Here is a 19,305-nt window from a genome sequence, read left to right as displayed (position 1 = left end):
GGCCAGGCCCTCGCCTGGTCCGGGCGCGGCCGGGGGCTCGACGTCACGGTCGTGGGGGGGCCCGGGGCGGCCCCCGCGCAGCGGCACCGCCACCCCCCGCCGGCGCCCCCGCGGCGCCGGGGGGGCGGGGCGGCCGCCGCGAGCCACCCGAGATCATCATCCTGACCACGTTCGACAGCGACGACCACATCCTGCGGGCGATGCGCGCGGGCGCGAGCGGCTTCCTGCTGAAGCACACGCCGCCGCCGGAGATCGTCCGGGCGATCCGCCAGGTCGCGTCCGGCGAACCGATGATGTCGCCCGCGGTGCTGCGCAGGATGATGGCGTACGTGGCCGAGAGCGGCGCCGACCCGCGCCGGGCCCGCGCCCGCGACCTGCTGGCCCGGCTGAGCGACGGCGAGCGGGCCGTGGCCGCGCTCGTCGGGCGCGGCCGGACCAACAGCGAGATCGGCAAGGAGCTGTCGCTCAGCGTCGCCACCGTGAAGGCGTACGTGTCGCGGCTGCTGACCAAGCTGGAGCTGAACAACCGCGTGCAGATCGCGCTCCTCGTCCACGACGCCGCCCTCGACGACTAACCTTCCGGGCCGCGCCGCGCCAGGGGGACGTGGCGGAGCAGCAGTGCCGCGGCCAGGCCCAGCACGGCGACGGGCAGCGCGGCGAGGAACAGGGTGGAGAACGCGTCCGCGAAGGCCTCGGCGACGCCGTCGCGCACCGGCGCCGGGAGGGTCTCCAGCACCTCGGGGCGGACGGCGTCGCCGAACTCCGGGACCCGCCCGTCCGGGACCCGCGAGGCGATCTCCTCGGCGAACCGGTTCGACACGACGGCGCCGAAGACCGCCATCCCGGCGGCGGTGCCGAGCATCCGGCTCGCGAAGACGCCCGAGCTCGCCGCGCCGAGGTCGCGGCGCGGCGCGGCCTGCTGCGCGATCAGCATGACGACCTGCTGGGACAGCCCGGCTCCGAGGCCGAGCACCGCCATGTAGCAGCCCGCGGCGACCAGGCCGGTGCCGGTGTCCATGGTCGCCAGCAGCGCGATCCCGGCCGCGCTGAGCGCCATGCTCGCCGCCGGCAGCCGGTGGTAGCGGCCGGTGCGGTGGATGTACCTCCCCGCCGCCATGGACGAGGCCGGCAGGGCGAGCATCATCGGCAGCAGGAGCAGACCGGACCTGGTCGCGCCCACTCCCCCGACGACCTGGAAGAACATGGGCAGGTAGGTGGCGAGCCCGAACCCGGTGGCGCCGCCGGCGGCCGCGACGGCGCAGGCCACGCCGAACGACCGGTCGCGGAACAGCCGCGGCGGGATGATCGGCTCGGCGGCCGTCCGCTCGGCGAGCACCCACGCGGTGAACAGCACGGCCGCGGCCGCCGCCAGCGCCAGGACGACGGGCGAGCCCCACGCGTACCGCGTTCCGGCCCAGCTGGTGAACAGGGTGAAGCAGGTGACCGCCGCACCGAGCAGGACGATCCCGGCATAGTCGACCCGCGGCCTGCCCTGCGGCTTCGGCAGCCGCAGGAACAGCACGACCGCGGCGGTGGCGGCGACGCCGAGCGGCAGGTTGAGGTAGAACACCCACCGCCAGGACGCGTGGTCGGTGAGGACGCCCCCGGCCAGCGGCCCGGCGATGGTGGAGACGGCGAAGACCAGCGCCGAGTAGCCCTGGTACCGGGCGCGCTCGCGCGGCTCGAACAGCTCGCCGGTGACCGCGAACATCGAGCTCATGAGGCACCCGGCCGCGGCGCCCTGGACGGCGCGGAACACGATCAGCCAGGTCATGGTGGGCGCCGCCCCGCACGCCGCCGATCCGGCGAGGAACCCGAGCAGGCCGGTCAGCAGGACGCGGCGGCGCCCGAACAGGTCCCCGAGCCGCCCCGACAGGGGGACGGTGACGCTGGTGGCCAGCACGTACGCCGTCGACACCCAGGCGAGCCGGTCGAGCCCGCCGAGGTCCCCCACGATCGTCGGCAGCGCGGTGCCGAGCACCGTCGCGTCCAGCGAGGACATGAGCCCGGCGAGCATGAGCCCGCCGAACACCAGGAGCCGGTGCCGGTCGGTCATCGGCGCGGTCGTATCGATCACACGCATCTCCCATTCTGTGCTTAAGGCATATGAATGCTAGACACAGTTAGATGTTTCGCGCAATCCATCTAGACTGGGCGCCATGAGCGACGAGGCGCTGGACGCCGTCGAACGGAGCATGGTCAGGCTGCGCCGGGGCATGTCGCGGCAGCGGCTGGGCAGGGCGGCGATCCGGGACCACAACCTCCCCGTGGACGTGCAGGTCCTGCACGTCGTGGACATCGTGGACGAGGGTCCCGACCGGCCCGGCGAGGAGATGAGCGTCGGCCTGGTGGCCGCCCGCCTCGGCGTCGACGCCTCGCGCGGCAGCCGCATCGTCGCCGAGGCGGTCAAGTCGGGGTACGTCCGGCGGGTCGCCTCGCAGGAGGACGGCCGCCGCATCCATCTGGAGCTCACCGACGCCGGCAGCGCCGTCGTCGAGGCCACCCGCCGCACTCGGCAGGAGCACTTCGCCAAGGCCATGAGCGGCTGGACGGACGAGGAGCGCTCCGCCTTCGCCCGCCTCCTGTCGCGCTTCGTCCACACCTACGAGGACTGACCGCCCGGGCGCCCCGCGTCCTCCCCCGGTCGCTGCCGGACGGCGGCCGCCTACACCCCCGGTTGCGGGTCCTGCGCGGAAGGCTCGGCCCAGCGGAGGACGGCGCCGGGCCGGGCCGCCGCCTAGGCTGGCGGGATGGGTGCTCGCCTGATCCCGCTGCCGCCGGCGGGGCGCGCGCGGGACGCGGCCCTGGCGGGCGGAGTGCTCGCCGTGGTGGCCGTCAGCAGTCTGGAGTCGCTCGTCGGCCCGCGCGAGGAGCCGTGGGCCGCGACCGCGTTCGACTGGGCGCTGATCGTCCTGGCCTGCGGTTCGCTGCTGTTCGCCCGCCGGCGTCCGGTGGCCGTCGCGGCCCTCGTCCTGGTGACCACCGGCGTCTACTACGTCGCCAGCCTGCACGACGGCGGGCTGATGATCGCGGTCATCGCGGCGCTGTACGCGGTCGCGGCCGGGGGCCGGCTCCAGGCCGCGGTCGTCCTCGCGGCGCTGACCGTGATCGCCACCGGCACGGGCACCCTGCTCGGCAACCGCGACGTCAACGGCGTCGCGCTGTTCATGCTGACCGGTTGGCTGGTGGCCGTGGTGGCGCTCGGATGGGTGCGGCACAGCCGGCTCGCCTACCTGCGCGAGGCCGAGCGGCGCGCCGCCGGCGAGGAGCGGCTGCGCATCGCCCGCGAGCTGCACGACGTCGTGGGGCACCACCTTTCGCTGATCAACGTCCAGGCCGGGACCTCGCTGCACCGCTTCCACCGGGACCCGGCGCAGGGCGAGGCGGCCCTCGCCGCCATCAAGTCGTCGAGCCGCGAGGCGCTGCGCGACCTGCGCGCGACCCTCGGGGTGCTGCGGCAGGCCGACGAGGAGGCGCCGACCGCGCCCGCGCCCACCCTGGACGGGATCGGCGCCCTGCTCGGATCGGCCCGGTCGGCGGGGCTCACCGTGCACGGCAGCGTCACCGGCGACGCGGAACCGCCCACCGAGGTCGGCCTGGCCGCCTACCGCATCGTGCAGGAGTCCCTCACCAACGTCTCCCGGCACGCCGCCGCCGCGCGGGTCACCGTCAGCGTCGAGCGCGGGCCGGGCGCGCTGCTCGTCGAGGTCGCCGACGACGGCCGGGGCGCCGCCGCGCACCCGGCGGGCCCGGGCAGCGGCGTCGACGGGATGCGCGAGCGGGCCCGCGCCCTCGGCGGCGAGCTGACGGCGGGGCCGCGGCAGGGCGGCGGGTTCCTCGTCCGGGCCAGGCTGCCCTACGAGAACGGGACGGGCACGCGATGATCCAGGTTCTGCTGGCCGACGACCAGGGCCTGGTCCGGGCCGGGTTCCGTTCCATCCTCGACGACGAGGACGACATCGCCGTCGTGGGCGAGGCCGCGGACGGCGCGCGGGCCGTCCGCGCGTGCCGGGAGCTGCGCCCGGACGTGGCGCTGCTGGACGTGCGGATGCCCGGCATGGACGGCCTGGAGGCCGCCCGCCGGATCACCGCCGACCCGCGGCTCGACGGCGTAAGGGTGGTGATCCTGACGACCTTCGACCTGGACGAGTACGTGTACGGGGCGCTGCGCGCCGGGGCCACCGGCTTCCTGCTCAAGGACACCGAGCCGGCGGAGCTGATCCACGCGGTGCGGGTCGCGGCGCGCGGGGACGCGCTGATCACCCCGTCCGTCACCCGCCGGCTCATCGGCGAGTTCGCCGGGCGGGCGCAGGCGCCGGCCCCGGGCCCGCGGCTCGGCTCCCTCACCGTCCGGGAACGGGAGGTGATGCTGCTCGTCGCGGCCGGGCTCAGCAACGACGAGATCGCCGCCCGCCTCGTGCTCAGCCCCGCCACCGCCAAGACCCACGTCAGCCGCATCATGTCGAAGCTGGACGTGCGGGACCGCTCGCAGCTGGTCATCCTGGCCTACGAGTCCGGCATGGTCAGCCCGCGCTGGATGCGACCGGGGTCGTAGCCGCGCCGCCGGCCCGCAACCGGCGGGGTAGCGCGGATGCCCGCCGCGGGCCGACGCGGCGCGGGCGGCCGCGTCCCGATCCTGGGAACCATGAACCACACCGGAGCAATGATCGGGTTCGTGGTCGGCGGGGCCGCGGGCTTCCTGCTGACCGAGACCGTGGGCGCGTTCTTCACCTTCGTCCTGGACCGCGCGCTCGACGTCGACGGCACCCCCGTCCTGCTGGCCGCCTTCATCCTCGTGCCGGTCCTGTCCGCCCTCGTCGGCGCCGCCGCCGGCTCGCGCTTTCGAGCCGGCCGGTGAGCCCGGCCCCGGCGGTCAGGTCACGCGGGCCCTGAGCAGGCAGAACTCGTTGCCCTCCGGGTCCGCCAAGGGAACCCAGCTCTCCTCGCCCGTCTGCCCGACGTCCACCGGACGCGCCCCCGCGGCAAGGAGCCGCTCCAGTTCGGCGTCCTGGTCCCGGTCCGTGGCGTTCACGTCGAAGTGCAGGCGCAGCTTGCCGTTCTTCGGGTCGTCGCTGCGGCTGAGGATCATCGTCGGCTGGAGCCCGCCGAACCCCTCCGGAGGGCCGATCTCGATGTCGTCGCCCTCCTTGTCCAGCACCACGAACCCGAGCACCTCGCACCAGAACTCCGCGAGTCTGTCCGGGTCGCGGCAGTCGAGCACCAGCTCGGTGATCCGGCACGCCACGGTCGGCCCCCAACCAAGAAGGATCGGTATCGGGTCCCACGCTCTCAGAGACCGTGCCGGGCGTCGAGCGAGAATGCCGCGCCGGCCGGAACGATTTCGGAGGCCGTCCTAGAAGCGCAGCCGCAGGCGGCCGGAGGCGAAGGCCTCGGCGACCCGGGTCTCGGTCCCCGCGACGTCCTCGTCCGAGGTGTCGAGCACGTGGCCCTCCAACTCGCCGAGGTCGGCGAACTGGTCCCACATCGCCAGGACCGGACGGCCGTCCACCAGCGCGCCGGGCGCCGTCCGGGCCTGCGCACGGGCGAGCGTGACGTCACGAAGCGGACGCAGGGCCGCGTAGTGGAAGGGCACCGAGGGGTGCAGGCTCGCCTGCCGGCGGAAGTGGCCGAGCATCCACGGGCCGACGATCCCGTCGACGACCGTGACGAAGCCCCCGCTCGCGTAGGTGAACGCCGCACCGGCGATGACGTCCATCACCGTCTCGTTCTGGGAACGCGATGCCGGCTCGTACGGCGGGATCGCTCCGGCCACGATGCAGTGCCAGAAGTCGTCGGTGTGCAGGTGGACGGCCTTCTCATGGCGGCGGGCGAGCCGGGCCGCGACCGTCGACTTCCCCGCTCCGGGAGGGCCGGTCAGGACGAGGACGCTGCTGGGCACATGATCAGCCTACCGGCGGACCGCCGGGGCACGGAGGGTGACGACTCCGGGACAGAAGTGGGTCGCGGGGACGCCAGGGAGGCGGACCCTCACGGTGAGTGGTCGAACCGTCGCGCCCGGGAATGGTGATCGTGATGTCCATCCCCCGAGAGGAACTGCATATGCCGGCTCAGCGCCTGGTCCAAGGGCAGCCCCCGACTCGCGAGCCGATCCTGCTCGTGCACCAAGTGTCGGGAACGTTCCTGCAGAGCGAGAACCAGTCGACGACGACGCTCAACGACGAGGTGCAGAACGAGAACCACTGGCCGCTGCCGTCCGACAAGACCGTGCAGTGGCGGCTGTACGAGATCAGGTTGCGCGGGGGCCGCTCGGTGTACCTGATGGAGCACCAGGTCAACGAGCACGTCCTGACGTTCCGCCCGGGGTCCGGCCCGGGGAGCGTCCCGGGCCTGTCGCCGATCCTGACCACCCGGGAGGGGCGGACGGGCAGCCCGCTCCAGCACTGGAGGTTCGTCCCGGTGCCGGGCACGGGCGCCAACTACTGGGGGATCGTGCCGGACCAGTACCCCGGCTACGCCCTCGGCCTCTACAACAACCACGTCGCCGACGACCAGTGGGTGGTGCCGACCCCGACCTGGGGCGGGCCTCCGACGCTCTTCCACGCGTGGTCGGCCGTCCCCACCACCATCCCGGCAGGGGACCTCGACGAGGAGGACGCGTGGCTCGTCGGTGAGGACGAGGGAGCGACACCCGAGCCGCGCACGAACATGTGAGCGGCCCGGGTCAGGCCTGGGCGAGCACCGCGCAGAGAGCGTCCAGGGCGGCCGGGTAGGCGGCGCCCACCGGGGTGCTGTAGCCGACGACGAGGCCCTGCGGGCGTTCGCCGGGGTCCTGCCAGTGGTCGCGCAGAGGCATGAGGGCGAGGTCATGGAACGCGGCGCGGCGCATGGCCTCGCCCTCACCCTGCCCGCCGTCCGGGAGCAGAGCCAGGGCGTGCAGCCCTGCGGCGACGCCCAGGACCCGGACCCGCGGAGCGCGGTCGCGCAGTGTCTCGACCAGCAGGTCGCGGCGGCGCCGGTAGCGCAGGCGGGCGGCGCGGACGTGCCGGTCGAAGGCGTGCGTGCCGATGAGGTCGGCGAGGACGAGCTGGGCCAGCGACGGGGTGTGGGCGTCGGCGAGGCGCTTGGCCTCGGCGAAGGGCTCGACCAGGTGGGCGGGCAGGACAAGCCAGGCCAGGCGCAGTGCCGGGGCCAGGGTCTTGGACGTGGTGCCGCCGTAGACGACGTGGTCGGGCGCCGTCCCCTGCAGGGCCCCGACCGGCTGGCGGTCGTAGCGGAACTCGCCGTCGTAGTCGTCCTCGACGATCGTCGCCCCGGTGTCGCGGGCCCAGGCGGCGAAGGCCCGGCGGCGGTCCGGGCGGAGGGTCGCGCCGGTCGGGTACTGGTGCGCCGGGGTGAGCACGGCCGCGCCCGCCCGCCCGAGCCGGTCCGGGCGGGCGCCCCGCTCGTCCACCGGCAGCGGGACGACGGCGAGCCCGGCGCGCCGGACGATCGCGCGGTGGAAGGGGTGCCCCGGCTCCTCCATCGCGATCGACTCCGTCCCGAGGTCCCGCAGGACGGCGGCCAGGAGGCCGAGGGACTGCGCGTAGCCGGACGTGACCACGATCCGGGCGGGGTCGGCGTGCACGCCCCGGGCGCGGCCGAGGTATCCGGCCAGCGCCTCGCGCAGCTCCCGACGCCCGCGCGGGTCGCCGAGCGCGTGCACGTCGGGCGGGGCGGACGCGAGCACGCGGCGCGTCGAGCGCAGCCACGCCGTGGAGGGGAACGTGCTCAGGTCGGGCCGCCCGGGCAGCAGGTCGTGCGCGGGCGCCTCGGCGGCCGCCGGTTCCGCGGGCGCGGGCTCCGGCGCGGGGGCGGCCGCGACCCGCGTCCGCCCGCCGGGGACGGCGGTGAAGTAGCCCTCCGCCGCCAGCTGGTCGTAGGCGGCGCTGACCGTCCCGCGGGCCAGGCCGAGCTCGGCGGCGAGCGCGCGGGTCGAGGGGACGGCGTCGCCGGGGGCCAGCCGCCGGGACCTGACGGCCTCGCGGAGGGCGCGTTCGAGTCCGGCGCGGCGGCCGCCGGAAGGGTCGACGTCCAGATGCAGGTCGACGGAACCGGACCAGTCTCTGCGCATGAAACTGGATCTTAATACTGGTCCGGTGGGCGCCTAGATTTCACCGCATGATTGTTTTCGCGCAGCTCAGCGACACCCATCTGGACGGCGGCGAGGACCGGGCCGGACGCGCGGCCCGCGTCATGGACCATCTGAACGGCGTGCCGGTCGACGCCGTCCTCGTCACCGGCGACATCGCCGACCACGGCGAGCCCGCCGAGTACGAGCAGGCCCGCAAGGTCCTCGCGTCGCCGCATCCGGTGCTGGCCTGCCCCGGCAACCACGACAGGCGCGGCCCGTACCGGGAGGTCCTGCTGGAGGAGCCGCCGGGCGGCGGCCCGGTCAACCGCGCCCACGAGATCGCCGGGGCCACGTTCCTGATGTGCGACTCGACCGTCCCCGGCGAGGACCACGGGCGGCTCGACGACGAGACGATCGGCTGGCTCGACCGGCGCCTGGCCGCGGCCCCGGACGCTCCGGCGTTCGTCTGCTTCCACCACCCGCCCGTGAGGCTTCAGATCCCGTACGTAGACGGGATCCGGCAGTTCGGCGAGCGGCGCCTGGCCGAGGTGGTCCTGCGCCACCCGCAGGTCGTGGCGGTGCTGTGCGGGCACGCCCACACGGCGGCGGCCACGACCTTCGCCGGACGGCCCCTGCTCGTCGCGCCCGGCGTCGTGTCCACGCTCCGGCTGCCGTGGCAGGAGGGCGACATCGCCGACATGGCCGCTCCTCCGGGCGTCGCCTTCCACGTCCTGGACGACGAGGGACGCCTGAGCACCCACTACCGCACCTTCTAGCGGTGCGCGGTCCAGTTCCTGGTGATCTCCTCGGCGGCGTCGCGGACCAGCGTCCGGTACCGCTCGACGGCCTCGGGGGTGAAGCGGTGCCGGGGCCCGCACACGCTGATGGAGCCGTGGACCTCGCCGTCCGGGCCGAACAGCGGCGCGGCGACCGACCCGGCGTCGGCCTGCCGCTCGCCGAAGGAGACGCCGACGCCCTCCCGGGCCGTCTCGGCGAGCCCGGCGCGCAGCGCCGCCCCGCCGGTGACGGTCCGGTCGGTCAGCGCCGCCAGCGGGCGGGCCAGCACGGCCTCGCGCCGCTCCTCGGGCAGGAACGCGAGGATCACCCGGCCCGAGGAGCCAGCGTGCAGCGGGAACCGCCGCCCGACCTCGACGGTCATCTTGACCTCGCGGGGGCTCTCGAACTGGTCGAGGTAGACCCGCTCGTCGCCGACGAGCCCCGACAGCGTGGTCGTCTCGCCGGTCTCGTCCCGCAGCCGGCGCAGCACCGGCGCGGCGGCGTTGCGGACGTTGAAGCGCCGCAGGGCGCTCACGCCGAGGGCGACGGCGGCGGGCCCGAGCCGGTAGCCGGACGTGCCCGCCTCCAGCATCTCGCGCGACACGAGCGACTGCAGGATGCGGTACACGACGGCCTTGGAGATGCCGAGCTCGCGGCCGATGGCGGTGACGCCGAGGTACTCGGGCCCGCCGGCGAACAGCAGCAGCACGTCGGCGACGCGCCCGGCGACCTCGGTTCCCCCCGGGGCCGGAGCGGCGGTCTGGTTGGTCACTGGACGATCCTAGGGAACGCGGTCACCGGCCGCGGTGCAGGTAGCGCCCGGCGGGTGCGCCGGTGATCTCGCCGTCGGCGTAGACGCGGCGGCCGCGCACGAAGGTGTCGGTGACCCGCGCGGTCATGGCGAAGCCCTCGAAGGGCGTGTACTCCTGCGCCGACTCGGAGTCGGCGGCGCGGACCGTCCAGGAGACGTCCGGGTCGACCAGGGCGATGTCGGCGTCGTACCCCTCGGCGATGGCGCCCTTGTTGAGCAGCCCGTAGCGCCGTGCCGGGTTCCAGGACGTCAGCCGGGCGACGCGCTGGAGGGACAGGCCGCGCTTGAGGCCCTCACCGACGAGGCCGGGCAGCAGGTACTCGGCGCCGCCGAAGCCGGACTTGGCGAGGAAGACGTCGTCGCGGTCGGCGCCGAACTTCATCTCGTCCCGGCAGCAGGCGTGGTCGCTGACGACCCAGTCGACCTCGCCGGCCAGGACGTGCCGCCACAGCGCCTCGACGTCGGAGCGCTCGCGCAGCGGCGGGTTGACCTTGCCGCCCAGGCCGTGCGCGGTGTCGACGTCGGCGAGCAGGTGCCCGATGGTGACCTCGCGGCGGAAGTCGATGTGCGGGAAGGCGCCCGCCATGGTCAGCGCGGCCGACAGCGCCTTCTCCGACGACAGGTGCAGCAGGTTGATGTTGGGCAGGCCCGTCTCGTGCGCGAGGTAGGACGCGATGGTGACGGCGAGGCCCTCCGAGTGCGGGGGGCGGGACGCGCTGTAGGCGCGCAGGCCGGTCAGCGACCCGTCGCGCTCCACCATCCTGGTGTACGCGGTCATGATCTCGGCGGTCTCGCAGTGCAGCGAGAGGGAGATGTGCGGCGCGTACTCGGCGAGTCGCTCGCGGGCCTTCTGGACGCCGCGCATGACGAACTCGAAGTGCGCCACGTCGTAGCGCTCCTCCGGCGGCGTCATGAGGAAGTCGCTCTGGCTGGAGGAGCGCCCGTGCAGGCCGTGGCTGCCGTAGAACATGAAGACCTTGAACGAGGTGACGCCGTGCTCCTCGACCAGGTACGGGATCTCCTCAATGTGCCGGGCCATCATCGGCGCGAGGTGGAAGGCGTAGTCGACGTAGGCGTTGCCCTGCGCGGCGGCGAGCACCTCGGGGAAGAACTCGCGGTACGGGCCGCCCTTGTTCAGGTAGTACTGGCCGGTGCGCATGTAGGTCAGGGCCGTGGTGACGCCGCCCTGCGCGGCGGCGCGGCTCTCGGTGCGCGTGTCGGTCGCCAGCTCGTTGTAGATGCCCCAGTGCTGGTGGGCGTCCACGACCCCGGGAAAGGCGAGCCGCCCGCGGCCGTCGATCACGGTGGCGGCGTCGTCGTCCGGCAGTCCGGGCGCGACCCGCGCGATGACGCCGTCGTTGACCGCGATGTCCAGGGGCTCGGGCTCGGTGCCCTCGGGGGCGTCGGGGCGGACCACCCGCACGTTCTTCAGCAGCAGCTCGGTCGTCGCCATGGCGGTCTCCTCAGTTCTCGCGGGTGGTCGTGCGGCGGGCGATGGCGCCCGCCGCCAGGTAGGCCAGCCCGAAGGCGGGCAGCAGGCCGTTGCCGGGCAGGTAGCCGCCGGCTCCGTGGCCGGAGATCCCGGCGGCGGCGCCGCCCGCCGCGTACAGGCCGGGGATCGGACGGTCGCCGGGGTCGACGACGGCGGCGTCCCCGTCGACGAGCAGCCCGCCCTGGGTGTGGAAGAGTGCGGGGACGACGCGGACGGCGGCGTAGGGCGCGGCGAGCGGGCGCTCCCAGTGGGTGCGGCCGTGCTCGTCGGGGCGCTCCCCGCGCGCCGAGGCGCCACCGGCCTCCAGTTCACGGGCGAGGGCCTCGGCGGGCAGGCCGGTGGCCTCGGCGAGGCCCTCGGCGTCGTCGGCCCAGACCAGGACGCCCGACTCGACGGTGTCGCGGAAGTCCTGGAACGGGCGGCACTGCTCGAAGATCGTCTCGTCGAGGACGATCCAGCCGGTGGAGCCGGGGCGGGCGGCCAGTTCGGCGGCGTACTCGGAGTAGCCGCGGGTCTCGTCGCCGAACCGGCGCCCGGTGAGGTCCACCATGATCCCGCCGTGGATGATCGTGGCCCAGCCGACGAGGGTGCCCGCGCCGGCGGCGACGGCGCCGTGCCCCTGGTAGGCGTCCAGGTAGCCGGTGGCGGCGCCGAGCGCGCCGCCGATGCGCAGCGCGTCCCCGCGGGACCGCTCGCCGCCCTGGTAGAGGGCGCCGGCGATCTCGGGCAGGTGTCGCCCCACCAGGTCGCGGTCGGCGCCGAAGCCGTTGGTGGCGAGGAGCACGGCCCCGGTGGGGATCTCCTCCTCGGTCCCGTCCGGGTAGCGGACGACGGCGCCGCGCACGGCGGCGGCCCCGGTGTCGTCCGGCCCGGTCGTCACGTCCACGAGCTCGGCCGGGACGAGCAGGTCGACGCCGGGATGCTCGCGGACGCGGCGGGCGAGATGGTCGATCACGCCGGAGCCGTGCCGGCCGGGGACGGAGTGGCAGCGGTGCACCGAGTGCCCGGGGTAGTTGAAGTCGGTGACCAGGGACAGCGGCAGCCCGGCCGAGTCGGCGAGCCATTCCACGAGGGGACCGCTGACCTCGGCGAGCGTCCGGGCCAGGCGGGCATCGGCGCGCCCGCTGGTCTTGGCCTCGATGTCGGCGACGAACCGGTCCGGGGAGTCCTCGACGCCCGCGTCCCGCTGCCAGCGCGAGCCCGCGCCGGGGAACATCGCGGTCGACATCGAGGTGTTGTTGCCGCGCCGGAAGTGCTCGCTGGCCTCGACGACGAGCACGCTGAGGCCGAGTTCGGCGGCGCGCAGCGCCCCGGCGAGGCCGCCGCCGGCGCCCGCGACGACGAGGTCGGGTCCGCCGGTCACGCGCTCCTCCCGATCGCCATGAGCCGCAGGGCCAGGGCCGTCGGGTCGACGATGCGGGCCGCGAAGCGGTGCTCCGCGACGTCGACGGCCGAGCAGCCGTTGATCACGGCGGTGGCGCCGGCGGCGGCGAGGGCCCCGGCGGCCGCGCCGAGGGCGGCGTTCCAGGCGCCCGCGTCGGCGACGGCGTCGAAGGGCAGGTCCAGCACCTCGATCCCGGCGGTGCGGGCGTCCAGGCCGTAGGCCGTGAGGCGGCGGCGCAGCTCGGCGCCGATCGCCTCGTTCCGCACCACCGCACCGAAACGTACATTCATCGCAGAGAGATACAGACTACTCAGCCTGAGCAGGCCGTTCACCGGAACCCCCTGGTCAGGGGCGGGGAGGGTGGGCACGGCCGGGTCCAGCACGCAGTCGGGGAAGGCGAGGTCCCAGCCGTCCCCGGCCCGCGCCAGCGCGGCGGCGACCTCGTGCTCGGACGCGCGGATCGACGCCTCGTCGTCCAGCGCACCGGGCGCCGCGGGCCCGACGTCGCGCAGCTCGACCGACAGCCCCGGCGGGGCGAGCCGGTCGTAGCGGGCCTGCCTCCGCCGGATCTCCTCCGGGGGCAGATGGATCGGCGTCACCGCCAGGGCGCGCATCACTTCGGCTCCTCCGTCTCGTCTCCGCCGGCGAGTTCGCGCAGGCGAGCACCGGTGTGGTCCAGGGCGGGCAGCTCGCGGGCGAAGGCCGCGGCCCTGCCGATCAGGTCCCCGCGTCCGGGCAGCCATCGCCTCAGCAGGGCCAGGAGCTCCCACTCGTCCAGGGGGTGGTGGTCGGCGTCGCCCACCGGGTTCGGCACCTCCCGGATCCGGGTCGTCCCGTCGGCCAGTGCGACGGTGACGCGCGCGGCGCGCTCGGCCGGGAGCCGGGCCGTCAGGTCGTCCGCCTCGACCAGCCGGACGCGCCGGGCGAGGGCCCGCAGGCGCGGGTCCTCCAGGCGCGTGCGCGGGCCGACCTCGCCGTGCAGGAGGGCCGCGGCCACGGCGAACGGCGTGGAGAACATCGCCGACAGCCGGTTGTCCCAGCGCGGCGAGGCCAGCCCGGCGCCGAGCGCGTGCGTCTCGACCAGGACCGCGGTGATCCGGGACGGGTCGACCCCGGGCCGCAGGTCCAGGACGGCGTCGGCGGCCGGATGGGTGAACGAGCAGGAGGCGTGCCGCTTGAAGTAGCCGCGCGCGATGTCCCAGCGGTCGCCGAGCCCCTCGGTCAGCTCGGACGGGTCGAACTCGCCCAGCAGGGTCCCGAGCGAGAGCGCGGCCGTCCCGGTGTTGCGGGCGGACCCGGCCGAGGCCATCCGGGCCGCCACCAGGCCGGACATGTTGGAGGCGCCCATCCAGGCGTCGCGCACCGGGTTGCCGTCGGTCGCGGACGCGAAGTGCCCCGCGACCGGCAGCCCCGCCCCGGTGTCGATCGCGGCGGCGACGGCCTCCGGGCCGAGGCCGAGCAGCCGGGCGCATCCGGCGGCGGCGCCCGCGACGCCCCAGCTGCCGTGCGGGTGCGCGCCCGGCCGCAGCCGCGACGCCCGCCCGAACCGGGACGCGACCTCGTAGGCGGCGAGCAGCGCGGCGGCCGTGTCCGCGCCGGAGGCGTCCACCTCCGCCGCCAGCGCCAGCACGGCCGGGAACCCGTGCGCCGCCGGGTGCCCCTTGGCGTACTTGTTGCCCTCGTCCAGTTCGAGGCAGACGAGGGCCGTCGCGTTCAGCCAGGCGGCGGCGTCGACCGAGACGCGGCGCCCGGCTCCGATCAGCGGCGCGGGCCCGTCCGGAGCGTTCCAGGCCGAGCGCATCGCGCGCGCGTCCTCCAGTCCGGCGCCGAGCGCCGTCACGCCGATGACGTCGAGCAGGACGAGCGACAACCGGTCGAGCACCGGTCCCGGCGCCCGCGCCGCGTCCAGCCGCGCGACCCACTCCCCCAGCCGCGCCGTGGCCTCCACCGCATCCGTCACAGTCCCAGGTACGCCTTCCTGACCTCGGCGGATCCGGCCAGCTCGCGCCCCGTCCCGTGCAGGACGGTCGATCCGCTCTCCATGACGTAGGCGCGGTCGGCGATGCCGAGGGCCTGCTTGGCGTTCTGCTCGACCAGCAGGACGGCCACGCCGGTGTCGCGGATCCGCTTGACCGCGTCGAGCATCGCCCAGGTGAGCTTGGGCGACAGGCCCGTGGACGGCTCGTCCAGCATGAGCAGCTTCGGCCGCGCCATCAGCGCGCGGCCGATCGCGAGCATCTGCTGCTGCCCGCCGCTGAACGTCTGCGCGACCTGCGCGCGGCGCTCGGCGAGGACGGGGAACAGCTCGAACACCTCGCGCATCCGGGCGCCGGCCTCGGCGGGCGGGCGGGTCCAGGCGCCCATCCGCAGGTTCTCCTCGACCGTGAGCGTGCCGAACAGCGCCCGGTCCTCGGGGACGTGCACGAGGCCGTCCCGGACGAGCTGGTCCGGGCGCCGCCCGGCCGTGGACGCGCCCGCGAAGGTGACCGTCCCGGACGTCGGGCGCAGCTGCCCGCACACCGCCCGCAGCGTGGTCGTCTTGCCCGCGCCGTTCGCGCCGACGAGCGCGACGATCTCGCCCTCGCCGAGCCGCAGGTCGACCTCGTGCAGGATCCGCATGCGGCCGTAGCCGGCGCAGAGCCCGTCAATCGCCAGCATCGTCCGGCTCCTCTCCGAGGTACGCCTCGATCACGCGGGGGTCGGAGGTGACCTCCGCGGCCGTCCCGGCGGCCAGCACCCGGCCCTGGTCCAGGACGAGGACGCGGTCCGACAGCCGCATCACGGCCGCCATGATGTGCTCGATGAACAGCAGCGTCGTGCCGTCCTCCTCGCGCAGCGCGGCGAGCAGGTCCAGGACGGGTTCGCGCTCGGCCGGGACCAGCCCGGCGAGGACCTCGTCCAGCAGCAGCACCCTGGGCCGCATCGCGAGCGCGCGGGCGAGTTCGAGCCGCTTGAGCCCGGCGGTCGGCAGTTCGGTCGCGCCCCGGTGCGCCCACTCCCCGAGCCCGACCCGCTCCACGACGTCCATCGACCGCGCCCGCAGGCGGTGCGGCGGCTGGCGGCGGTGCTGGGCGGCCAGGGCGACGTTCTCCAGGACGGTCATGCTCCCGAACGGCCGCATCAGCTGGAACGTCCGGACCATCCCGGCGCGGGCGATGCGGTCGGGCGAGGCGCCGGTGACGTCCCGGCCACCGAACTCGACCCGGCCCTCGTCGGGGGCGAGGGCGCCGCAGATGACGTTGAACAGCGTCGTCTTGCCCGCGCCGTTCGGGCCGATGACGCCGAGGATCTCGCCCTCGGCGACCCGCAGGTCGACGCCGTCCAGCGCCCGCAGGCCCCGGAAGTGCTTGCCGACGCCGGACACGGTCAGCACGGTCTCGCCCGACGGGCTCATCGGCGCCTCCTCTGCGCGAGCGTGCCGACGATGCCCTTGGGGAGCAGCCGGACGATCAGGATCAGCAGGACCGCGTAGACCGCGACGTCCAGGCCGCTGCGCCCCTGCAGGAAGTCCAGGAAGCCGGGCGGGGTCCGCAGCAGCGTCGCGGTGACGTCCGACAGCGAGCCCAGGATGACCGCGCCGGCCACCGGGCCCCAGACCGTGCCGATGCCGCCGATGACCACGGCGGCGATCGCCTGGATCGACACCGACGACCCGAACGCCAGGTCCGGGTTCACGAACAGGTAGTACTGCGTGTAGAGGGTGCCCGCGACGGCGGTGATCGCGGCCGACAGCGCGACCGTGACCAGCTTGTACCGCAGGACCGGGGTGCCGAGGGAGGCCGCCGCGAGCTCGTCGTCGCGGATCGCGGTGACGTAGCGTCCGGTCCGCGAGTACAGGAACAGGATGCTGACCAGGGCGGCGAGCCCCGCGAGGGCGAGCGCGATCCAGAAGTAGGCGGGCGAGTCCGCCGCGAACTGGATCTTCCAGAGCGAGGAGCCCTGGATCAGCGGGACGGTGAACCCGACCGCCTTGCCGGTGAACTCCGTCGTGGTGACCACCAGCCGGAGCATCTCGGCGAACGCGAACGTCGCCAGCGCGAAGTAGGCGCCCTTGAGCCGGTAGCGGAACGCGAAGAACCCGACGACCACGGCGACGGCGGCCGCCACCGCCATCCCGGCGAGCATCCCGATCCAGGGCGACACCCCGTGCTCGACCAGCAGGTAGGCGCTGGTGTAGGCGCCGAGGCCGAAGAACGCGGCGTGCCCGAAGCTGAACATGCCGCCGAACCCGCTCATCACGTTCCACCCGATCGCCATGAGCGCGAAGATCAGGATGCGGACGGCGACGGCGCCCTGCGCGGGCGGCAGCACCAGCGGCAGCGGGACGGCCAGGAGCAGCAGCACCGCCAGGACGGCGAGCTGCCGGTTCTGCGGCCGCAGCGGCGGCGCCTTCGCCGGGCGGGCCGCGCCGGCGCCGGGGCCGGGGCGGCCGGTGAGGGTGATGCCGGTCATGCCCGCCTCCCGAACAGTCCCTGCGGGCGGAGGAAGAGCACGACGAGGAAGACGGCGAACACGCCGAGCAGCGAGCTCTGGCCGCCCATGTAGATCGTGGTGAGCTGCTCGACCAGCCCGATGAGCAGCCCGCCCGCGAGCGCTCCCGCGACGTTGCCCATCCCGCCCAGCACCACCACGACGAAGGCGGTGATGTTGAACTGCTCGCCGAGGGTGGGCGTCACCGTGACGAGCGGCGCGGCCAGCACCGCCGCCGCGCCGGCGCAGGCGGTGCCGATCGCGAATGTCAGCGTGTGGACGCGGCGGACGTTCACGCCGACCAGCTCCGCGCCGGGCCGGTTCGCGGCGACCGCGCGGATCGCCGTGCCGAACCGGGTGCGGCGCAGCATCCAGTACAGGGCCGCGCCGATCAGGACGGCGCCGAGGAAGGCGTACAGCCGCGCGCCCGGCACGACCGCGCCGAACAGCGAGAACTGGAAGTCGCCGGGAAGCGCGATGTTCTTCGGCTCGGCGCCGAAGAACATCAGCAGCCCGTTCTCCAGCAGCAGCGACAGGCCGAGCGTGATGAGCAGCTGGTTCTCCAGCGACGCGCCGCCCGTCCCGCCGAGCAGGCCGCGGTGCACGGCCGCGCCGATCAGGAACAGCGCGGGAACGGCGACCAGCAGCGTCAGGTAGGGGTGCAGGCCGGTGCCCTGCACGACGCCGAACGCGATGAACATCGCGATGGCCAGCAGCGCGCCGTGCGCGAAGTTCACGATGTCGAGCACGCCGAAGATGAGCGTGAGGCCCATCGCGATGAGCCCGTACAGCCCGCCCATCAGCAGGCCGGTGACCACCGACTGCCAGACGACCAGACCGCTGCCGGACTTGATCAGGGCGACCGCGATCGCGGCCGCCACCAGGCCGCCGGTGACGGCGGCGCGCTTGAGGACGGCCGCCGTCACGCCGCCGGGGAGGCGGCGCCGGACGGCGGGGGTGGGAGGGGACTGGGCCTTGGTTCCGATGTCGCTCATGACCGCCACGTCACCGAGTAGTTGGGCTGGGATTCGGCCTTCTCCGGCGGGTAGACCTGCTTGACCCCGCCGCCCTGCACCTGCATGAGGACGGGCAGTGCGTCGCGGTTGTCCCCGTTCGGGGCGAAGGAGATCGGGCCGGTGCCGACCGTGAGGGGCTCGACCTTCGAGGACGCGATCGCGTCGCGCACCTTCTCCGCGTCGGTGGTGCCCGCGCGCTCCACGCCCCGCGCGATCACCTGGACCGCGTCGTAGGCGAGGACCGCGCCCGTGCGCATGGGGGCGCCGTAGCGCCGCTGGTAGTCGGCCCGCAGCGCGCGCGTCTGCGGGCTCTGGGCGTCGAAGTGGTAGTTGGTGCTGAAGATCCGCTCGGCGGCGGCGCCGCCGTCGGTGACGAACTTGGGCTGGTCGTAGGCGCCGTTGGACACGCCCCAGATCGCGTTCAGGGCGGGTTTGACCGCGGCCACGGCCTTGGCCGCGAGCAGGCTGTCGCGGTAGTAGCCGGCGACGGCGAGGACGTCCGCGCCCGACGCCTTGACCTGGGTGATCTGCGCGGTGAGGTCCGACACGGTGAGCGCGTCGTAGCTGATGTCCGGGCCGACCTCGATGCCGAGCCGCTCGGCCGCCGCGGTGAACGCCTCCGCGGCGCCGCTGCCGAAGTCGGTCTGCTCGTGCAGGAACGCGACCTTGCGCACGGGCCTGCCCGCCCGCTCGGAGACCTCCTTGAGGTAGCGGGCGGCGGCGCCCGCGATGGCGGCGCTGCCCGGCTGGACCCGGAACGCGTACCGGTAGCCGTGGGAGAAGATCGCGTCCGAGGCGGTGACGTCCATGACGAAGGGCACCCGGTTGCGCTCGGCGACGACCGCGACGTTGGTGCTGACGGCGCTCTGGTAGGTGCCGACGAGCCCGACGGCGCCCGCGGAGATGAGGCGCTGGGCCTCGCTCTGGCCGACCTCCGCCTTGCCCTGCGTGTCGCCCGTCTCCAGTTCGACCTTGCGTCCGCCGAGGGACCGGATGCCGCCGGCGGCGTTGATCGCCTCCACCGCCATCCGCGCGCCGCGCCGCATCTGCTGGCCGTCGACGGCGTTGGCGCCGCTGACCGGATGCAGCGCGCCGATCTTGACCGGGCCCTCGTCGCGTCCGGCCGCCACCCCGGCCGCGCCGGACGGCGCCGAGCCGCCGCAGCCGGCCGCGGCCAGCAGGACCGCGCAGGCGCCGAGCCCGGCGGCGAGCTTGCGAGCCGACATTCATCTCTCCTGCCCGTCTGCCCCTGCTCCCCGATGAGTGTTCCGCCCAGAGGAACAG

Annotated in this window: 21 protein-coding genes; 7 read left to right on the top strand and 14 right to left on the bottom strand. The window is 74.7% G+C overall.

What is annotated here, in order from left to right; all coding sequences use genetic code 11:
- Positions 1-575, top strand: a 575-nt coding sequence (locus AB0C84_RS40900) for a response regulator transcription factor (RefSeq protein WP_361076912.1), incomplete at its 5' end; no start/stop codon positions are given.
- Here AB0C84_RS40900 and AB0C84_RS40895 read toward each other — a convergent pair.
- Positions 572-2,077 (bottom strand): MDR family MFS transporter, encoded by a 1,506-nt coding sequence (locus tag AB0C84_RS40895; RefSeq protein WP_361076909.1) that lies wholly within the window; start codon positions 2,075-2,077, stop codon positions 572-574. The genes AB0C84_RS40900 and AB0C84_RS40895 overlap by 4 nt on opposite strands.
- A gap of 82 nt (positions 2,078-2,159) precedes the next feature.
- On the opposite strand from AB0C84_RS40895, the gene AB0C84_RS40890 reads away from it, so the two are divergent.
- The 4 genes from AB0C84_RS40890 to AB0C84_RS40875 all read left to right on the top strand — a co-directional run bounded on the left by AB0C84_RS40890 (position 2,160) and on the right by AB0C84_RS40875 (position 4,858).
- A complete protein-coding gene (locus AB0C84_RS40890; protein WP_361076906.1) occupies positions 2,160-2,615 on the top strand; it encodes a MarR family transcriptional regulator in 456 nt (151 codons plus the stop codon).
- A gap of 135 nt (positions 2,616-2,750) precedes the next feature.
- Positions 2,751-3,884 carry a sensor histidine kinase gene (locus tag AB0C84_RS40885; RefSeq protein ID WP_361076903.1) on the top strand — a complete coding sequence of 378 codons (1,134 nt, stop codon included), beginning with the start codon at positions 2,751-2,753 and terminating at the stop codon, positions 3,882-3,884.
- Positions 3,881-4,555 (top strand): response regulator transcription factor, encoded by a 675-nt coding sequence (locus AB0C84_RS40880; RefSeq protein ID WP_361076900.1) that lies wholly within the window; start codon positions 3,881-3,883, stop codon positions 4,553-4,555. The genes AB0C84_RS40885 and AB0C84_RS40880 overlap by 4 nt, the downstream gene beginning before the upstream one ends.
- A gap of 90 nt (positions 4,556-4,645) precedes the next feature.
- On the top strand, positions 4,646-4,858 hold the full coding sequence (locus AB0C84_RS40875) for a hypothetical protein (RefSeq protein ID WP_179841836.1): 213 nt from the start codon (positions 4,646-4,648) through the stop codon (positions 4,856-4,858).
- Positions 4,859-4,873: 15 nt separating this feature from the next.
- Here AB0C84_RS40875 and AB0C84_RS40870 read toward each other — a convergent pair whose 3' ends face one another.
- A complete protein-coding gene (locus tag AB0C84_RS40870) occupies positions 4,874-5,245 on the bottom strand; it encodes a VOC family protein (RefSeq protein WP_179841837.1) in 372 nt (123 codons plus the stop codon).
- A 108-nt stretch (positions 5,246-5,353) separates the two neighbouring features.
- The gene (locus AB0C84_RS40865; RefSeq protein ID WP_361076896.1) at positions 5,354-5,899 is read right to left on the bottom strand and encodes an AAA family ATPase; all 546 of its coding nucleotides are present in this window, start codon (positions 5,897-5,899) and stop codon (positions 5,354-5,356) included.
- Between the two features lie 161 nt (positions 5,900-6,060).
- Here AB0C84_RS40865 and AB0C84_RS40860 point away from each other — a divergent pair, with 161 nt between their 5' ends.
- Positions 6,061-6,672 (top strand): hypothetical protein, encoded by a 612-nt coding sequence (locus AB0C84_RS40860; RefSeq protein WP_179841839.1) that lies wholly within the window; start codon positions 6,061-6,063, stop codon positions 6,670-6,672.
- A gap of 10 nt (positions 6,673-6,682) precedes the next feature.
- On the opposite strand, the gene AB0C84_RS40855 is transcribed toward AB0C84_RS40860, so the two are convergent.
- Positions 6,683-8,071: a PLP-dependent aminotransferase family protein gene (locus tag AB0C84_RS40855; RefSeq protein ID WP_361076893.1), complete on the bottom strand. Its 1,389-nt coding sequence runs from the start codon at positions 8,069-8,071 to the stop codon at positions 6,683-6,685.
- A gap of 47 nt (positions 8,072-8,118) precedes the next feature.
- Here AB0C84_RS40855 and AB0C84_RS40850 point away from each other — a divergent pair, with 47 nt between their 5' ends.
- Positions 8,119-8,847 carry a phosphodiesterase gene (locus tag AB0C84_RS40850; RefSeq protein ID WP_361076890.1) on the top strand — a complete coding sequence of 243 codons (729 nt, stop codon included), beginning with the start codon at positions 8,119-8,121 and terminating at the stop codon, positions 8,845-8,847.
- On the opposite strand, the gene AB0C84_RS40845 is transcribed toward AB0C84_RS40850, so the two are convergent.
- The 10 genes from AB0C84_RS40845 to AB0C84_RS40800 are packed head-to-tail and all read right to left on the bottom strand — an operon-like array spanning position 8,844 to position 19,247.
- The gene (locus AB0C84_RS40845) at positions 8,844-9,620 is read right to left on the bottom strand and encodes an IclR family transcriptional regulator (RefSeq protein WP_179841842.1); all 777 of its coding nucleotides are present in this window, start codon (positions 9,618-9,620) and stop codon (positions 8,844-8,846) included. The two genes, AB0C84_RS40850 and AB0C84_RS40845, sit on opposite strands and share 4 nt — an antisense overlap.
- A 22-nt stretch (positions 9,621-9,642) precedes the next feature.
- A complete protein-coding gene (locus AB0C84_RS40840) occupies positions 9,643-11,112 on the bottom strand; it encodes a dihydroorotase family protein (protein WP_361076887.1) in 1,470 nt (489 codons plus the stop codon).
- Positions 11,113-11,122: 10 nt separating this feature from the next.
- On the bottom strand, positions 11,123-12,514 hold the full coding sequence (locus tag AB0C84_RS40835) for an FAD-binding protein (RefSeq protein WP_361076884.1): 1,392 nt from the start codon (positions 12,512-12,514) through the stop codon (positions 11,123-11,125).
- Entirely contained in the window at positions 12,511-13,149 is a 639-nt protein-coding gene (locus tag AB0C84_RS40830) for an aspartate/glutamate racemase family protein (protein WP_361076881.1), read from the bottom strand. Before AB0C84_RS40830 ends, AB0C84_RS40835 begins: the two co-directional genes overlap by 4 nt.
- On the bottom strand, positions 13,149-14,495 hold the full coding sequence (locus AB0C84_RS40825; RefSeq protein WP_361076878.1) for an MmgE/PrpD family protein: 1,347 nt from the start codon (positions 14,493-14,495) through the stop codon (positions 13,149-13,151). Before AB0C84_RS40825 ends, AB0C84_RS40830 begins: the two co-directional genes overlap by 1 nt.
- Entirely contained in the window at positions 14,492-15,193 is a 702-nt protein-coding gene (locus tag AB0C84_RS40820) for an ABC transporter ATP-binding protein (protein WP_258939989.1), read from the bottom strand. Before AB0C84_RS40820 ends, AB0C84_RS40825 begins: the two co-directional genes overlap by 4 nt.
- Positions 15,180-15,929, bottom strand: coding sequence for an ABC transporter ATP-binding protein (locus AB0C84_RS40815; RefSeq protein WP_258939990.1), 750 nt, complete (start codon positions 15,927-15,929; stop codon positions 15,180-15,182). Before AB0C84_RS40815 ends, AB0C84_RS40820 begins: the two co-directional genes overlap by 14 nt.
- Entirely contained in the window at positions 15,926-16,987 is a 1,062-nt protein-coding gene (locus AB0C84_RS40810; protein WP_179841848.1) for a branched-chain amino acid ABC transporter permease, read from the bottom strand. The genes AB0C84_RS40815 and AB0C84_RS40810 overlap by 4 nt, the downstream gene beginning before the upstream one ends.
- A complete protein-coding gene (locus AB0C84_RS40805; protein ID WP_361076873.1) occupies positions 16,984-18,000 on the bottom strand; it encodes a branched-chain amino acid ABC transporter permease in 1,017 nt (338 codons plus the stop codon). Before AB0C84_RS40805 ends, AB0C84_RS40810 begins: the two co-directional genes overlap by 4 nt.
- The gene (locus AB0C84_RS40800) at positions 17,997-19,247 is read right to left on the bottom strand and encodes an ABC transporter substrate-binding protein (RefSeq protein WP_361076870.1); all 1,251 of its coding nucleotides are present in this window, start codon (positions 19,245-19,247) and stop codon (positions 17,997-17,999) included. Before AB0C84_RS40800 ends, AB0C84_RS40805 begins: the two co-directional genes overlap by 4 nt.
- Positions 19,248-19,305: the final 58 nt, after the last annotated feature.

This window comes from Actinomadura sp. NPDC048955 (assembly GCF_040649435.1).
GTDB lineage: Bacteria > Actinomycetota > Actinomycetes > Streptosporangiales > Streptosporangiaceae > Spirillospora > Spirillospora luteofluorescens.
Note: the sequence above shows the minus strand (reverse complement) of the source record. Positions and strands in the feature narration are given on the sequence as shown.

What these genes read in the sequence shown, in the direction of transcription:
- AB0C84_RS40890 (WP_361076906.1), top strand. Translation starts at nt 2,160, where the DNA reads ATGAGCGACGAGGCGCTGGACGCCGTCGAACGGAGCATGGTCAGGCTG.
- AB0C84_RS40885 (WP_361076903.1), top strand. Translation starts at nt 2,751, where the DNA reads ATGGGTGCTCGCCTGATCCCGCTGCCGCCGGCGGGGCGCGCGCGGGAC.
- AB0C84_RS40880 (WP_361076900.1), top strand. Translation starts at nt 3,881, where the DNA reads ATGATCCAGGTTCTGCTGGCCGACGACCAGGGCCTGGTCCGGGCCGGG.
- AB0C84_RS40875 (WP_179841836.1), top strand. Translation starts at nt 4,646, where the DNA reads ATGAACCACACCGGAGCAATGATCGGGTTCGTGGTCGGCGGGGCCGCG.
- AB0C84_RS40860 (WP_179841839.1), top strand. Translation starts at nt 6,061, where the DNA reads ATGCCGGCTCAGCGCCTGGTCCAAGGGCAGCCCCCGACTCGCGAGCCG.
- AB0C84_RS40855 (WP_361076893.1), bottom strand. Translation starts at nt 8,071, where the DNA reads ATGCGCAGAGACTGGTCCGGTTCCGTCGACCTGCATCTGGACGTCGAC.
- AB0C84_RS40850 (WP_361076890.1), top strand. Translation starts at nt 8,119, where the DNA reads ATGATTGTTTTCGCGCAGCTCAGCGACACCCATCTGGACGGCGGCGAG.
- AB0C84_RS40840 (WP_361076887.1), bottom strand. Translation starts at nt 11,112, where the DNA reads ATGGCGACGACCGAGCTGCTGCTGAAGAACGTGCGGGTGGTCCGCCCC.
- AB0C84_RS40830 (WP_361076881.1), bottom strand. Translation starts at nt 13,149, where the DNA reads ATGCGCGCCCTGGCGGTGACGCCGATCCATCTGCCCCCGGAGGAGATC.
- AB0C84_RS40820 (WP_258939989.1), bottom strand. Translation starts at nt 15,193, where the DNA reads ATGCTGGCGATTGACGGGCTCTGCGCCGGCTACGGCCGCATGCGGATC.
- AB0C84_RS40815 (WP_258939990.1), bottom strand. Translation starts at nt 15,929, where the DNA reads ATGAGCCCGTCGGGCGAGACCGTGCTGACCGTGTCCGGCGTCGGCAAG.
- AB0C84_RS40810 (WP_179841848.1), bottom strand. Translation starts at nt 16,987, where the DNA reads ATGACCGGCATCACCCTCACCGGCCGCCCCGGCCCCGGCGCCGGCGCG.
- AB0C84_RS40805 (WP_361076873.1), bottom strand. Translation starts at nt 18,000, where the DNA reads ATGAGCGACATCGGAACCAAGGCCCAGTCCCCTCCCACCCCCGCCGTC.
- AB0C84_RS40800 (WP_361076870.1), bottom strand. Translation starts at nt 19,247, where the DNA reads ATGTCGGCTCGCAAGCTCGCCGCCGGGCTCGGCGCCTGCGCGGTCCTG.